This window comes from Pseudomonas sp. C321 (assembly GCF_055407105.1).
Genome location: NZ_JBUZRB010000001.1, coordinates 1008114 through 1022418, shown reverse-complemented (window position 1 = coordinate 1022418; position 14305 = coordinate 1008114). Strand labels below are relative to the sequence as shown.

Sequence of the window (14305 nt, the reverse complement as noted above, 5' to 3'; positions counted from 1 at the left end):
GCCCCTCAGATCAATCGAACACAAACAGCGCATCATTGCTGAATTGCGCCTCGAACCGATTCGCCGGCATCGGCCGGCCGAACAGATAACCCTGCACCTCATCGCAACCATGCTCACGCAGGAAGTCCAGCTGCTCATGGGTTTCCACGCCCTCGGCGATCACCGCCAGGTTCAGGCTGTGGGCCATGGCAATAATGGCTCGGGCGATCTGTGCGTCCTGCTCGCCCGACGGTAGGCCATCGACGAAGGTGCGGTCGATTTTCAGCACGTCGATAGGGAATTGTTTGAGGTAGTTCAACGAAGAGTAACCGGTGCCGAAGTCATCCACCGCGATACTCAGGCCCAGATTTTTCAGGCTGGCGAGGATCTGCATGGCTTCGTTGACTTCACGCATCAGGATACTTTCGGTCAACTCCAGCTCCAGGCACGCTGGCGGAAGGCCGGTGTCCTTGAGGATGGTGGCGATACGCGTGCCCAACTGGCCGTCGGAGAACTGCCGGGCGGAAATATTCACCGAGACCTTGGGTACCCGCACCTTGTTCTGGTGCCAAGTCTTGAGTTGGCGACAGGCTTCGCTGATCACCCAGTCGCCCACATCCACCACCAACCCCAACTCCTCCAGCACCGGAATGAAATCCCCTGGTGGTACCAGCCCGCGTCGCGGATGGCGCCAGCGCAGCAGGGCTTCGGCGCCGGTCAAACGTTTGCCATCGCCGCTGAACTGCGGTTGGTAATAGAGCACGAATTCATCTTGCTCCAGAGCGTGGCGCAAATCGCTTTCCAGTTCCAGGCGTTCCAGGGCACTGGCGTTCATATCTGCCTGGTAGAACTGGAAGTTGTTCTTGCCCCGTTCCTTGGCGTGATACATCGCCGTGTCGGCGTTTTTCATCAGTTGGCTCAGTTCATTGCCGTCCTGAGGGCTCAACGCGATGCCGATACTGGCCGTGACGAAAAACTCGCGGCCCTCCAGCACGAACGGCTTCACCAGGCTGGCGAGGATCTGCTCGGCCACATGGATTGCCCGGTTCAGCGCCAGCTCGCGACTGACTCGCGGTTGTAGCAACAGGGTGAACTCGTCGCCGCCCATGCGCGCGACTGTGTCGTCTTCAGCCACGCAGCCCAGCAGGCGGGTGGCCATTTCCTTGAGCATGCGGTCGCCGGCGGCGTGGCCCAGGGAATCGTTGATCGGTTTGAAGCGGTCAAGGTCGAGGAACATCAGCACCACCCACGACTTCTGCCGTTCTGCCGACTGCAGCGCGGTGTGCAGGCGATCCTGGAACAGCGTGCGGTTAGGCAGGTGTGTCAGGGCGTCGTAGTAGGCCAGGCGGTGGATGCGCTGTTCGCTGGCCTTGCGCTCACTGATGTCGCTGAAGAAACACACGTAGCTGGCCAGGTCACCCTCGTCATCGAGCACGGCGGTGATGCCGACCCATGCCGGGTAGTGCTCGCCGCTGCGGCGCTTGAGCCACACTTCACCTTCCCAGGTACTGTTCTGGTGCAACTGCTTGAGTATGTAACGCAGGTGCGCTTCCTGTTGTTCGTCGACGGTGAGCATGTTCGGCAACTGGTCGAGGACATCCGCCACGGCATAACCGCTGACCCGGCTGAACGCCTCGTTGGCCTGCACGATGTAACCGGCTGGGTCGGTAATCAGAATCGCGGAGGTGGAGTGTTCAAAGACCGTGGCCGCCATGCGCAGGTCTTTCTCGGCGCGGCGTTGCTGGCTGATGTCGCGACCGACACCGAGAATGCCTTCGAACGCGCCGTGCTCATCCCACACCAGTACCAGCCGCAGTTCGATTGGCACCTTGCGCCCATCGGCCCGCAGGCAATCGAACAGGAACAGTTGGGTCTGCACTTCGTTGCGCAGCAGGGCCAGGGTCTCGGGATTGTCCAGGGCGCGGCTGACCCTCTCCACCAGGGTGTAGATGCCGGTCAGCTGTTGCGGGTTGGCAATGGTCGATTGCCAGCCGTTCTTGAAGATCCAGTCGACCTCATAACCCAGCACCGCATTCACCGAGGGGCTGACGTAGTTGAGGGCCAGTTTGCTGTCGGTGGAAAAAATCACATCGCTGATGCTTTCCGCCAGCATGCGGTAGCGCTGTTCGCTGTCACGCAGGGACTCGCTGGCTTCGATCTGATCGGTAATGTCCTTGGCCACGCCGATGATCCGCGTGACCTGGTCGGACTTGTCCCGCGCCAGGGCCTGTTCGCGGATATCGAACCGACGCCATTGATTGTTACGGTGGCGAAAGCGCAACTGGCATTGCAGTTGGGCCAGGTAGCCTGTGGCACGCTGCTGTTGGCGTAGTTCGTGATAGCGCTCGGCGTCTTCGGGGTGCAACAGGATCTCCCAGAAGTACTCGCCCATTTGCTGCAACTCGGGCTTGTTGTAGCCCAGGGTGTGCCCCAGATGGTGGTTGCTGAAAATCATCCGCTGGCTGATCACGTCCTGTACATAGAGGTGATCGGGCACGGTACGCACCACGTCCGACCAGAAGCCTTCGCGCTCCACCAGGGACAACTCGATCAGCTTGCGGCTGGTGATGTCGCTGATGCTGAGGATCACCGCCTTATAGTCGTGCTGCTCTTCTGGCAGGCGCATGACCAGCCACAGATATTGTTCGTTACCTTCGACGTCGTTGAGCTGAATCTCTAGCTCAAGCTGCTTTTGCTGGGTGAGCACCGCTTCGAGCACTTGATAGCCGATGGCAGTGGTGTTCTGCGGGCAACCGTCGATCAGGCGCTCCCAGGCTTGTTCGCAGGACGCCACATTGAGCAGGCGCACGGCAACCTGGTTGACCTCGGTGATGCGCAGTTCCTTGAGCAGTTGCTGGCGTTGCTCCGGGCTGTTTTGCAGCCAGTCCTGCAGGTGTTCACGGGTCTGCAAGTGGGCCTTGTCGAAAAATGCGCGCAAGCCGGACAGATCAAGAACGCACAAGGCCACGCCAGTGCCTTCGAAAATATCCTGGTAGCGCCGGCGGCCTTCATTGACCTGGCGCTGGCGGCGGCGCATGTTCAGCAGGACAATCACCGGGACCAGCGAGAAGGCCAGGCCCAGCAGACATTTGCCGATAAACGCCGGCAGCAGTTGCTCCAGCACGGCGACGCGATCAAACAGACCGCGCAGTTGCCAGTCACTTTTGCTCAAGGGTGTGACCAGCACGCTTTTGTTCAGCTCGTCCGGGGTCAGCGCTGCCGCCCATCGGGCGGTCATGCCGCTGTCGCGGCTGACCACCCGGTGGTTCAGGCGGTTTTCAATGACCCACATCGGCCGCTGGCCCTGGCCATCCTGGCGGGTCAGGTTGGCCAGGTAGTTAGGCGCCAGGCGCAACGCCCAGTGCATCTTGGCGCCGCCGCTGGGCTGATGCAGCAGCAGGTAAATGACTGTGCCGTCGTTGTTATTGCTCAAGTAATAAGACTGGGAATGGCTGCGCTTGACCAGTTCTATCAGCCAGGCGCTGTCCTGGCTGTCTTTGGCGCTGTCACTGACCACCGCTCCGCTGGGGGCGAGCAGGGCGACGCTGCGCAGTTCCGGCAACGAGCGTTGCAGGGTGCGCATCAAGGCTTGTTGCTGTTCATCGTTGCGCGGTGGCTCGACGATCGGCAGCAGATTCAGGGCGATCTGTGCGCTCAAGGCCATGTTCAGGCTGATCTGTTCGGCGAGGTCCGCGCTGTAGTCGATGGTGTACTGCTGTTGGTCCTTCTGGTTCTGCTGCAATTGATCCAGCAGTTGCCAGAACAATAATGCGAGCAGCACGAGGACCAGCGTCGCCAATGCGCCTTTGAGGGTTCCGTGCAGGGGCGCTCCCGGCGCTATATGAGCGGCGCGCAGGGGAGTTGGCGGCGTGACGTTGGACAAACTGTGATCCTGCGGTTTGGCTGGACTGGCGCGCGACGTGCACTATAAGCCGGACGCCCGGAGGGCGGCTAGCATGCCTTGTGTTGTGGCAAAGTGCCAGCCCCGCTTGGCTGGACTGCCCACCCGCATTCAGGTAGCTTTGCCGGTTACGCGAGGGCGTCCCAGCCCCAGACAATCAGGCTTTTTCCGTACGCAGGCATTGATCAACATCAACGGCCCGCGTCGCGCATGGCCTGGCACGGGCTTCGCCCGCTTAATTCATCAGTTACTGACGCTAGGTTCACCATGGCTCAATACGTCTTCACCATGCATCGGCTGAGCAAAGTTGTTCCGCCGAAGCGGGAAATCCTGAAAAACATTTCTCTGTCCTTCTTCCCTGGCGCCAAGATCGGCGTGCTCGGCCTCAACGGTTCGGGTAAATCCACGCTGTTGAAAATCATGGCTGGCGTCGACACCGAGTTCGACGGTGAAGCCCGTCCGATGCCCGAGCTGAACATCGGCTACCTGCCGCAGGAACCCATCCTGGACCCTACCAAGACCGTGCGTGAAGTGGTCGAGGAAGCGGTCAGTGTGATCAAGAACGCCCAGGCTCGCCTGGACGAGGTCTACGCCGCCTACGCTGAACCGGATGCCGACTTCGACAAGCTGGCCGCCGAACAGGCCAAGCTCGAAGCCATCCTGCAAGCCAGTGACGGTCACAACCTGGAGCGCCAGCTGGAAGTCGCCGCCGATGCGCTACGCCTACCGGCGTGGGACGCCAAGGTCGAACATCTGTCCGGTGGTGAAAAACGCCGTGTGGCCCTGTGCCGTTTGCTGCTGTCGGCTCCCGACATGTTGCTGCTCGACGAACCCACCAACCACTTGGACGCCGATTCCGTCGCCTGGCTGGAGCACTTCCTCCACGACTTCCCGGGCACTGTGGTTGCGATCACGCACGACCGGTACTTCCTGGACAACGTCGCCGGTTGGATTCTGGAACTCGACCGTGGCGCCGGTATCCCTTACGAGGGCAACTACTCCGGTTGGCTGGAAGCCAAGTCCGACCGTCTGGCCGCCGAATCCAAGCAGCAGTCGGCCCATGAAAAGGCCATGAAAGACGAGCTGGAGTGGGTACGAAAAGGTGCCAAGGCGCGTCAGTCCAAATCCAAGGCCCGTCTGCAACGCTTCGAGGAAATGCAATCCCAGGAATTCCAGAAGCGCAGCGAAACCAACGAAATCTACATCCCGGCCGGCCCGCGCCTGGGTGACAAGGTTATCGAATTCAAGAACGTTTCCAAGGGCTACGGCGATCGCGTGCTGATCGACAACCTGTCGTTCTCCATGCCCAAGGGCGCCATCGTCGGCGTGATCGGCGGTAACGGTGCGGGTAAATCCACCCTGTTCCGCATGCTGATGGGCAAGGAGCAACCGGATTCGGGCACCATCGAAGTCGGCGAAACCGTGCAGCTTGCCTGCGTGGATCAGAGCCGCGACGACCTCGACGGCAGCAAGACTGTGTTCCAGCAGATTTCCGACGGTTCCGACCAGATCCGCATCGGCAACTATGAAATTCCGTCGCGCACCTATGTGGGCCGTTTCAACTTCAAGGGCGGCGACCAGCAGAAGTTCGTCAAGGACCTGTCCGGTGGTGAGCGCGGTCGCTTGCACCTGGCCCTGACCTTGAAAGAGGGCGGCAACGTCCTGCTGCTCGACGAACCGTCCAACGACCTCGACGTGGAAACCCTGCGCTCCCTGGAGGAAGCCCTGCTGGACTTCCCGGGCGCCGCCATTGTGATCTCTCACGATCGGTGGTTCCTTGACCGCGTGGCCACTCATATCCTGGCGTACGAAGACGACTCCCAGGCCGTATTCTTCGAAGGCAACTACACCGAGTACGAAGCCGATCGCAAGAAACGCCTCGGCGATGCGGCTGCCCAGCCGCATCGTGTACGGCACAAAAAACTGGTCTGATTCGGGCTGGTGGTTTGAAAAAGCGGAGCCTTCGGGCTCCGCTTTTTTTTGCGCACTACGAGGTGGTGTCTGTTGGTGCGATGCTTGGAGCTGCGCTCCCCCTTAAGGTGCAAACAAACCTGTAAAGCTGGGTTATTTATACCAAGCGCACCATTTAAATTCAAAAAGGCGACATTTTGCGCTGTTGCGGTGCGACATGAGTTGTTAAAGTCCGGCTCAAGTCTCCGTTAACGACACTAAATTTGCCGAGAATTTTCATGATCGAATCCGTTGAATCCTTCCTTTCCCGTCTAAAGAAACGCGACCCTGACCAGCCGGAATTCCACCAGGCCGTGGAAGAAGTCCTGCGCAGCCTGTGGCCGTTTCTTGAAGCCAATCCCCACTACCTGACCTCGGGCATCCTGGAGCGCATTTGCGAGCCGGAGCGCGCCATTACGTTTCGGGTGTCTTGGGTCGACGATCACGGCAAGGTCCAGGTCAATCGCGGGTTCCGCATCCAGATGAACAGCGCCATCGGCCCCTACAAGGGCGGCCTGCGCTTCCATCCTTCGGTAAACCTTGGCGTGCTGAAATTCCTCGCCTTCGAACAGACCTTCAAGAACTCCCTGACCTCGCTGCCCATGGGCGGCGGCAAGGGCGGGTCGGATTTTGATCCCAAGGGCAAGAGCGACGCCGAGGTCATGCGTTTCTGCCAGGCCTTCATGAGCGAACTGTACCGCCATATCGGCTCGGACGTGGACGTTCCGGCCGGCGACATCGGTGTCGGCGCCCGGGAAATCGGTTTCTTGTTCGGCCAATACAAACGCCTGAGCAACCAGTTCACCTCTGTGCTGACCGGCAAGGGCATGAGCTACGGTGGCAGTCTGATCCGCCCGGAAGCCACCGGCTTTGGCTGCGTGTACTTCGCTGAAGAAATGCTCAAGCGCAACGGCCAGCGCGTCGAAGGCAAGCGTGTGGCGGTCTCCGGCTCCGGCAACGTCGCCCAGTACGCGGCACGCAAGGTCATGGATCTGGGCGGCAAGGTGATTTCCCTGTCCGACTCTGAAGGCACCTTGTACTGCGAAAGCGGGTTGACCGAGGAGCAATGGTCGGCGCTGCTGGAGTTGAAAAACATCCAGCGTGGTCGTATCAGCGAGTTGGCCGGGCGCTTCGGCCTGGAATTTCGCGCGGGCAAGACCCCGTGGGAACTGGCCTGCGACATCGCCCTGCCATGCGCGACCCAGAACGAACTGGATGCCGACGCCGCGCGCGCACTGTTGCGCAATGGCTGCATGTGCGTGGCCGAAGGCGCCAACATGCCCACCACTCTTGAAGCTGTGGATATCTTTATCGACGCAGGCGTCCTGTTCGCCCCAGGCAAGGCTTCCAACGCTGGCGGCGTAGCGGTGAGCGGCCTGGAAATGTCGCAGAACGCCATGCGCCTGCTGTGGACCGCTGGCGAAGTGGACAGCAAGCTGCACAACATCATGCAGTCGATCCACCACGCATGCGTGCACTACGGCGAGGAGAATGGCCGGGTCAACTACGTCAAGGGCGCGAATATCGCCGGCTTTGTCAAAGTGGCCGATGCAATGCTGGCCCAGGGCATCGTCTAAACCTGGGGCTCGATGCGCAGGATCTCGATCAACTGATCGCCGGCGGGGCGCTTCCACAGCACCTCGTCGCCTACCTGGGCACCCAGCAACGCCCGGCCCAGAGGCGACCCCCAGTTGATCAGGCCCACGCTGGCATCGGCCTGATCCTCACCCACCAACTGAATGCGTTGCTCCACACCCTGTTCATTGGCAAAGGTTACCCAACTGCCGATCTGCACTTTATCGGTAGAGGTCGCCGGTGCTACCACCTGGGCGCTTTGCAGACGCTGGTTGAAATAACGCAAATCCCGCTCAAGGTCAGCCTGGCGCTGTTTGTCGGCTTGCTCGCCCTTGGCAGACTCTTCACTGTACTGGTGCTGTAAATAGGCAACCTTGGCCTGCAACTGCGCCAGCCCCTGGGCAGTGAGGTGATTGGGTTGCGCGCTGACTTGGCGTTCCACCGGTTGGCTGGCCTGGGCAGCGGCGCTGTCTTCGTTGACGAAAGCTCGACTCATGAGATTCTCCTGCTATGGAGTTTGGGCCATGGTCGCAGGGGTTAAGTTTCGATGGATGTCTGAAAGCGACCTATTGCGAGCGATAAGCCTTGGCCGCATCACGGTCCTTCTCCTGCTGCCAGGCCCGTTCCCGCTCGTTCCAGTGGCGGTCCTTATAGTCATTGAGGTCTTCGCTCTCGCGCATGGCCTTGCACTGGCGGAAGCCGTCGTCCCAGCCTTCGGCGTATGGCCGGTCTTTCAGATAGCGTGGGACGTTCTTGCGAAACTCTCCGGTGATCACCCCAGCCGCCTGGCGGCCACTGCTGCAACCGTCGTCGAAACCATCGGCAAAGGCGGGTGGATAACCCTTGGCCAGCAAATCCTCGTGGGTTGACTGGCAACCGGTCATCAACACCAACAGGCCCAGCGCTACTGCGAACCGCCACATCTCATACTCCCTGGCCGTTGAACGGCTGTTGAGGGAAGTTTAGAAGGGGATTCGTTGGAAGGATGTGAAAGGACTGTGAGAAATTGATCTGAGAGCAGTGGTGCGGCCGACGTAGCCTCGCTCGGGCTCGACAACTGCGGCGGTTCCTGCCTTCAAAATGTGTAGATACCTATGATGCGATAGCATCACCGTGGTCTAACTGAAAGACCGAGTCGTCTGCATCGCGGGCAAGCCCGGCTCCCACACAAGCCCCACACTTGGGCAGTATTGTTCTGCCGGGCGTCACTCAATAGTGATACCACTTCACCTCAAGCATCACCTCATTGACTGGCGTCGCCAGATGACTGAACTCCCGCTGCGCGCTTAAGCGCAAACCCAGATTACGGGATAATTCCCACTGCTGATTCAGGCTGATACTGCGCCGCACTTCGCCGTTGGTGAAGAAGTCGCCCTTGGCTTCCAGGCTGAGGTTGCCCAGCGGATTTTTCCAGAGTACGCCGGTATTGAATCCGGCAGCCGGAGAGATGAATTCGTCGAAGTCGTTGTTGTGCTCCACGCGCACGGTGCCGAGGGCGAAGCCGAGCATGTCGTCGCGCAGTTGCCAGGTGCCGCCGGCGCCGCCGTTGACGTGGCTGACCAGGGTTTCGTCGTCATGTTTGCCCGGCACGCGCTCAAGGCCTCCGGTGACTTGCCAGGACCAGGGTTGTAGCAGCTCGTTGCGCGGGGTCAGTGAGCGAATGGTTGCCAGGTCCAGTTGCTGCAGCTGCCAGTGATTGCCTTCGTACTGACGCAGTTTCATTTGCAGGATTTCAATCTGCGCGCCCAGGGGGAAGCCTTCGGCGTTGTCGTTGAGGTCGTGGTAGGCCATGCGCAGGCCGTATTCGCCGAAGGCCTTGTCGCCACGGGTGCCGATGCCGGCTTGCCAGGTGCGGGATTCGTGGCCGTTTTCGGGCAGGCCGGGGCGTTCGATTTTAAGGTCCGGCGCCGGGTTCTGGTTGATTGCCCGCAGCAATTCGAAGCTGCGCTGGGAGCGCTCGGTATCGCGCTCCAGGCCATTGGCGCGGTAGCGGCCCAGACGATAGGCTGCGTCGATGATCAGCGCCTGGCGATCCTTGGTGATGGCCTTGAAGGTCGGGTCCTGCAATTGTTTCTGGTCGTCGCTGATTTTCAGCACCCACTGCTGTTCATCGCCGTCCAGGGGCTTGGCGCGCTCCAGCAGTTCACGTTCGCGGGAGGGCCGGTAGTCGATTTTCTCCACCAGTCCGGCGTCCTTCACGGCTTTAACCGTGTCGGTGGGAATGGCTGTCAGCGGGAACTGTTCGGTCAGCCGCAGGCCCGGCCGTGCCACTTGCAGCAGTTCCAGCAGGCGGTAGGAGCAGTTTTCGTCGAAGAAGAAATAGTCGAACTGAATCTGTTTGAGTTCCCAGACGTGCTCGACCATGCGCTCGGTCTCGACCTGGGTCAGGTTCAGCCGGTATTCCCACAGGTCGCGGTTCTCAAGGCTACGGTATTCCGAGAGTTTTTCCTGATAGGGCACCAGGGCAAAGAGGCCAGGATAGCCGCCCATCAAGCCTTTCCAGGCATAGAGGATGCTGTTGTCCGAGCCTTCGATATAGGCGCCGAAGTTGATCGCGTAGCTGAGCAGGGCGGTGTTGTTACTTTGTACGTCAGCTTGGTCGATGCGCAGCAGGGTGTGGCCGAACATTGACGACGGGCTGTTGAGGTAGGCTGCCGGGAAGATCATCACCGCGCTGTGGGGGGCGACGTCCTTGAACCATTGCTTGAATTCTGTGCAGTCCATGGTTGGCAAGTCAGTCAGCTGCAACTGGTCCTTGAGCCAGCGGGTACGTGCCGGGTAAACGCATTGGGCGTGTTTTTCGCCTGCCGTCGCCGGGGCGTAGAGCGCCTGTACGGTGGCCTTGAGTTCTGCATCCGGGTGATGGGCGCCGTCGGCGGCGAGGAAAAACTTCTGATCGCTGACATAACTGCGCCAGCCTTTTAGCTTGCCCGCTTCGTAATGCCCCAGCGATAGCCAGAATGGGTCGTTGGCCAGTTGCTGCAAACGTTGATCATCAAGGTGCGGTGCCGCATGCAGCGGGGTGCAGGCGAAGAGTGCCAGGCAAACAAGGCGTTTGAGCATAGGGGCAACTTAAGTCGAAATAAAAAAGACCCAAAGTAGGGGCAGGTCCAAAAATATAAAACCCGCGCCTCGAAAGGCGCGGGTGGGTCGAGATTAAGCCTGGGTCGCGTATTTCGCCAGACGGGTGTCGCTTTTCAGTACCGCGATGGTGTTGGAGTGCACGTCTTCTGCGGTCACGTCAGCCTTGCTGAAGATCTGCTGGAAGTGTTCGTGAGTTACAGCTGCAAAGTGCTCACGATCTTCTGGAGCAACACCCAGTACCACGGCGTAGGTGGTCAGCGCTTCGCCATTGCCTTTGGCCATGTCTTCGGACAGCTCGTTCATCATGCCATTCATGGCAATCCACGATTTGCCGCCGTAAGTCAGGGCGCTGTTGGTGGCGCAACCGTTGGTGCCCGAGGTCATGCCGAAGGTGGCGTTACCGGAGGTACCGTTGGTGGTGGAAGCCAGGAAGTGAGCGGGAGTACCGCGTTGGCCTTCGAACAGCAGGTTACCCCAGCCGCAGTTCGGGCCACCTGGCGCTTCAGCCATTGCATTGAGGGAGACGACGGTGAAGAGAGTACCGAGAAGGATCCGTTTCATAGCTTTATTCTCTTAGTGTGCAAACCAATGGACAAGGGTTTCAGGTGCCTCACAGCACCCTAGGGGTCGGTTATTAGTCCAACCCGCGCAGTTTGGAGTTTAGGCACGATCCAAGGGTTCCGTGGCTTTTTGTAAAACAATTGAGAACACCGAGGTTTTTTGGCAAGGCCGATCTTGTGTCTATGCTTTCCTTAAGTCGTGCCTTGCCAGCCAGCCACGCACGGCGCCAGAATGCCGCCATTGCCCTGCCTGATGTAAGGAAGCCCGATGCCTGATCCTGTTGCTGCCAGCTTGCGTCTAGCGCCCGAAGCGCTGACTCGCCCTTTCTCCGCTGAACAGTTCAGCTTCTCGACCACCAATGATTTGGAGCCCTTTCGCGGAGTGCTAGGCCAGGAGCGTGCGGTCGAAGCCTTGCAGTTTGGCGTGGCCATGCCACGCCCCGGTTACAACGTATTTGTCATGGGCGAGCCTGGAACCGGCCGCTTTTCGTTCGTCAAACGCTACCTCAAGGCTGAAGGCAAGCGCCTGCAGACCCCGGCAGACTGGGTCTACGTCAATAACTTCGACGAGCCCCGCGAACCTCGCGCGTTGGAGCTGCCTGCGGGTGGCGCGGCGGCGTTCATCATTGATATCAACGGCCTGATTGATAATCTGGTGGCGACCTTCCCGGCGGTCTTTGAGCACCCGACTTATCAACAGCGTAAAAGCGCTATCGACCGGGCCTTCAACCAGCGCTATGACCGCGCACTGGACGTGATCGAGCGTCTGGCCCTGGAAAAGGACGTGGCGCTGTACCGCGACAGCACCAACATTGCCTTTACGCCGATGGCCGAAGGCAAGGCCCTGGATGAGGCCGAGTTCTCGCAGTTGCCGGAAGCCGATCGTGAGCGTTTCCACACTGATATTTCCGAACTGGAAGAACGCCTCAACGAAGAACTCGCCAGCCTGCCCCAGTGGAAGCGCGAGTCCAATAACCAGATGCGCCACTTCAACGAAGAAACCATCACCCTGGCCTTGCAGCCATTGTTGGCGCCTTTGTCCGAGAAGTACGCGGAAAACGCCGGCGTCTGCGGTTACCTGCAAGCGATGCAGGTCTACCTGCTGAAAACCGTGGTCGAGCAATTGGTGGACGATGCGAAGACCGACGCCCAGGCCCGCAAGCTGCTGGAAGAGCAATACTGCCCGAGCCTGGTGGTCGGCCATCCGGCCAACGGTGGTGCGCCGGTGGTGTTCGAGCCCCATCCGACCTACGACAACCTGTTCGGCCGCATTGAATACAGCACCGATCAGGGCGCGCTGTACACCACCTACCGGCAGTTAAGGCCGGGTGCACTGCATCGCGCCAATGGCGGTTTTCTGATCCTGGAAGCGGAGAAAATGCTCAGCGAACCGTTTGTCTGGGACGCCCTCAAGCGTGCCCTGCAATCGCGCAAGTTGAAAATGGAATCGCCACTGGGCGAGTTGGGCCGCTTGGCCACGGTGACCCTGAACCCGCAAGTGATCCCGTTGCAAGTCAAGGTCGTCATCATTGGCTCCCGGCAGTTGTACTACACGCTGCAAGACCTGGACCCGGACTTCCAGGAGATATTCCGGGTGCTGGTGGACTTCGATGAAGACATCCCGATGGTCGACGAAAGCCTGGAGCAGTTCGCCCAGCTGCTGAAAACCCGCACCTCGGAAGAAGGTATGGCGCCGTTGACGTCGGATGCGGTGGCGCGTCTGGCTACCCATAGTGCGCGACTGGCGGAACATCAGGGGCGTTTGTCGGCGCGGATCGGCGATCTGTTCCAGTTGGTCAGCGAGGCGGATTTCATTCGTCACCTGGCGGGCGATGAAATGACCGATGCCGGCCATATTGAGCGCGCACTAAAGGCCAAGGCCACGCGCACCGGGCGGGTCTCGGCGCGGATTCTCGACGACATGCTGGCGGGAGTTATTCTGATCGATACCGCCGGTGCTTCTGTCGGCAAGTGCAACGGCTTGACCGTGCTGGAAGTCGGTGATTCGGCCTTTGGTGTGCCGGCACGGATCTCGGCGACGGTGTACCCGGGCGGCAGTGGCATTGTCGATATCGAGCGCGAGGTCAACCTCGGTCAGCCGATTCACTCCAAGGGCGTGATGATCCTCACCGGTTACCTGGGCAGCCGTTATGCCCAGGAATTCCCGTTGGCGATCTCCGCGAGCATCGCCCTGGAGCAGTCCTACGGTTATGTCGACGGCGACAGTGCCTCCCTGGGCGAGGCCTGCACCTTGATCTCGGCGCTGTCGAAGACGCCGCTCAAGCAGTGCTTTGCCATCACCGGCTCGATCAACCAGTTTGGTGAAGTGCAGGCGGTGGGCGGGGTCAACGAGAAGATCGAAGGTTTCTTCCGTCTATGCGAAGCCCGTGGCTTGACTGGCGAGCAAGGGGCGATCATTCCCCAGGCCAACGTCGCGACGCTGATGCTGGACGAGAAGGTATTGCAGGCTGTGCGGGCGGGGCAGTTCCATGTCTACGCGGTGCGTCAGGCTGACGAGGCCTTGAGCCTGCTGGTGGGCGAGCCGGCCGGTGAGCCGGATGCGGAGGGGCAATTCCCTGAAGGCAGCGTCAATGCGCGAGTGGTCGAGCGTTTGCGGGCGATTGCCGAGATGATCAGTGAGGAAGATCTCAAGGAAGCAGAGAAGGAATTGGCGCAGCAGGCGTTGGTTGAAACCAAGCCGAGCTGATTGTGTTTGTGGCGGGGGAGCCGGCTTCCCCGCCACAATTTTGACTCGTTGAATCAGGGCTGATTGCCCGTTGGTCTCGACGGCCTTGGTTTGTACGGGTTTTCTTCTATTCTCAGCTCAAGGGATATCCACAGGAGTCGCTGGATAGAGACAGTCTCGTCTTCTGGAGGCTGAACACAGGATCTACCGAGGGTCGCCGCCATGCCGCGCAGCCTTTGCCTCACCCGCCAGTACCTGGGCCTGGTCACACGAATCGAATGCAGCATTCGCCCTCTTGCGGGGGATACCGGGATGTGGACCTTACTATTTGCCGCTGGAATGACCGGTGAGCAGCCCACAACGATCAAGGCCCAGGGCCCGTTTCATGGGCCGTTCGTGGCCGAAACCATCCTTGAGTCGATTGTTGAAAGCCTGACGCTGCACGGCTATCAACTGGCCGATGACCCGCAGATCTGGTGTCTGCACCTGCAGGCCCACCTGCGACAGCTCAATGGCGGGCGGTCGCGGGCGCTCACAGACATACAACTTCATCCTGAGCACTGAGCTGAG

Annotated in this window: 9 protein-coding genes; 4 read left to right on the top strand and 5 right to left on the bottom strand. The window is 60.0% G+C overall.

Annotated elements, in window-relative coordinates; all coding sequences use genetic code 11:
* Positions 1 to 10: 10 nt before the first annotated feature.
* Positions 11 to 3862, bottom strand: coding sequence for a sensor domain-containing protein (locus ACZRJ6_RS04835; protein WP_463967274.1), 3852 nt, complete (start codon positions 3860 to 3862; stop codon positions 11 to 13).
* Positions 3863 to 4147: 285 nt separating this feature from the next.
* On the opposite strand from ACZRJ6_RS04835, the gene ettA reads away from it, so the two are divergent.
* Positions 4148 to 5812 carry an energy-dependent translational throttle protein EttA gene (gene ettA / locus ACZRJ6_RS04830; RefSeq protein ID WP_463967273.1) on the top strand — a complete coding sequence of 555 codons (1665 nt, stop codon included), beginning with the start codon at positions 4148 to 4150 and terminating at the stop codon, positions 5810 to 5812.
* A 257-nt stretch (positions 5813 to 6069) separates the two neighbouring features.
* Positions 6070 to 7407 carry an NADP-specific glutamate dehydrogenase gene (gene gdhA, locus ACZRJ6_RS04825; protein ID WP_463967272.1) on the top strand — a complete coding sequence of 446 codons (1338 nt, stop codon included), beginning with the start codon at positions 6070 to 6072 and terminating at the stop codon, positions 7405 to 7407.
* Here the strand turns inward: gdhA and ACZRJ6_RS04820 are convergent.
* From ACZRJ6_RS04820 to ACZRJ6_RS04805, 4 genes are all read right to left on the bottom strand, one after another.
* Positions 7404 to 7901, bottom strand: a complete 498-nt coding sequence (locus tag ACZRJ6_RS04820; protein WP_463967271.1) for a GreA/GreB family elongation factor — start codon at positions 7899 to 7901, stop codon at positions 7404 to 7406. The genes gdhA and ACZRJ6_RS04820 overlap by 4 nt on opposite strands.
* Positions 7902 to 7971: 70 nt before the next feature.
* The gene (locus tag ACZRJ6_RS04815; RefSeq protein ID WP_463967270.1) at positions 7972 to 8328 is read right to left on the bottom strand and encodes a hypothetical protein; all 357 of its coding nucleotides are present in this window, start codon (positions 8326 to 8328) and stop codon (positions 7972 to 7974) included.
* A 286-nt stretch (positions 8329 to 8614) separates the two neighbouring features.
* Complete coding sequence (locus ACZRJ6_RS04810; RefSeq protein ID WP_463967269.1) at positions 8615 to 10468, bottom strand: Lnb N-terminal periplasmic domain-containing protein; 1854 nt, start codon at positions 10466 to 10468, stop codon at positions 8615 to 8617.
* A gap of 93 nt (positions 10469 to 10561) precedes the next feature.
* Positions 10562 to 11050: a DUF3015 domain-containing protein gene (locus tag ACZRJ6_RS04805; RefSeq protein WP_133099993.1), complete on the bottom strand. Its 489-nt coding sequence runs from the start codon at positions 11048 to 11050 to the stop codon at positions 10562 to 10564.
* 267 nt (positions 11051 to 11317) lie between these two features.
* On the opposite strand from ACZRJ6_RS04805, the gene ACZRJ6_RS04800 reads away from it, so the two are divergent.
* Together ACZRJ6_RS04800 and ACZRJ6_RS04795 are read left to right on the top strand one after the other, a co-directional pair.
* Complete coding sequence (locus ACZRJ6_RS04800) at positions 11318 to 13756, top strand: Lon protease family protein (protein ID WP_463967268.1); 2439 nt, start codon at positions 11318 to 11320, stop codon at positions 13754 to 13756.
* A gap of 201 nt (positions 13757 to 13957) precedes the next feature.
* A complete protein-coding gene (locus ACZRJ6_RS04795) occupies positions 13958 to 14299 on the top strand; it encodes a PA4575 family protein (RefSeq protein WP_463967267.1) in 342 nt (113 codons plus the stop codon).
* Positions 14300 to 14305: the final 6 nt, after the last annotated feature.

Coding starts and splice junctions, on each gene's coding strand:
- ACZRJ6_RS04815 (WP_463967270.1), bottom strand. CDS start 8,328: ATGTGGCGGTTCGCAGTAGCGCTGGGCCTGTTGGTGTTGATGACCGGT.
- ettA (WP_463967273.1), top strand. CDS start 4,148: ATGGCTCAATACGTCTTCACCATGCATCGGCTGAGCAAAGTTGTTCCG.
- ACZRJ6_RS04820 (WP_463967271.1), bottom strand. CDS start 7,901: ATGAGTCGAGCTTTCGTCAACGAAGACAGCGCCGCTGCCCAGGCCAGC.
- ACZRJ6_RS04800 (WP_463967268.1), top strand. CDS start 11,318: ATGCCTGATCCTGTTGCTGCCAGCTTGCGTCTAGCGCCCGAAGCGCTG.
- gdhA (WP_463967272.1), top strand. CDS start 6,070: ATGATCGAATCCGTTGAATCCTTCCTTTCCCGTCTAAAGAAACGCGAC.
- ACZRJ6_RS04810 (WP_463967269.1), bottom strand. CDS start 10,468: ATGCTCAAACGCCTTGTTTGCCTGGCACTCTTCGCCTGCACCCCGCTG.
- ACZRJ6_RS04795 (WP_463967267.1), top strand. CDS start 13,958: ATGCCGCGCAGCCTTTGCCTCACCCGCCAGTACCTGGGCCTGGTCACA.
- ACZRJ6_RS04805 (WP_133099993.1), bottom strand. CDS start 11,050: ATGAAACGGATCCTTCTCGGTACTCTCTTCACCGTCGTCTCCCTCAAT.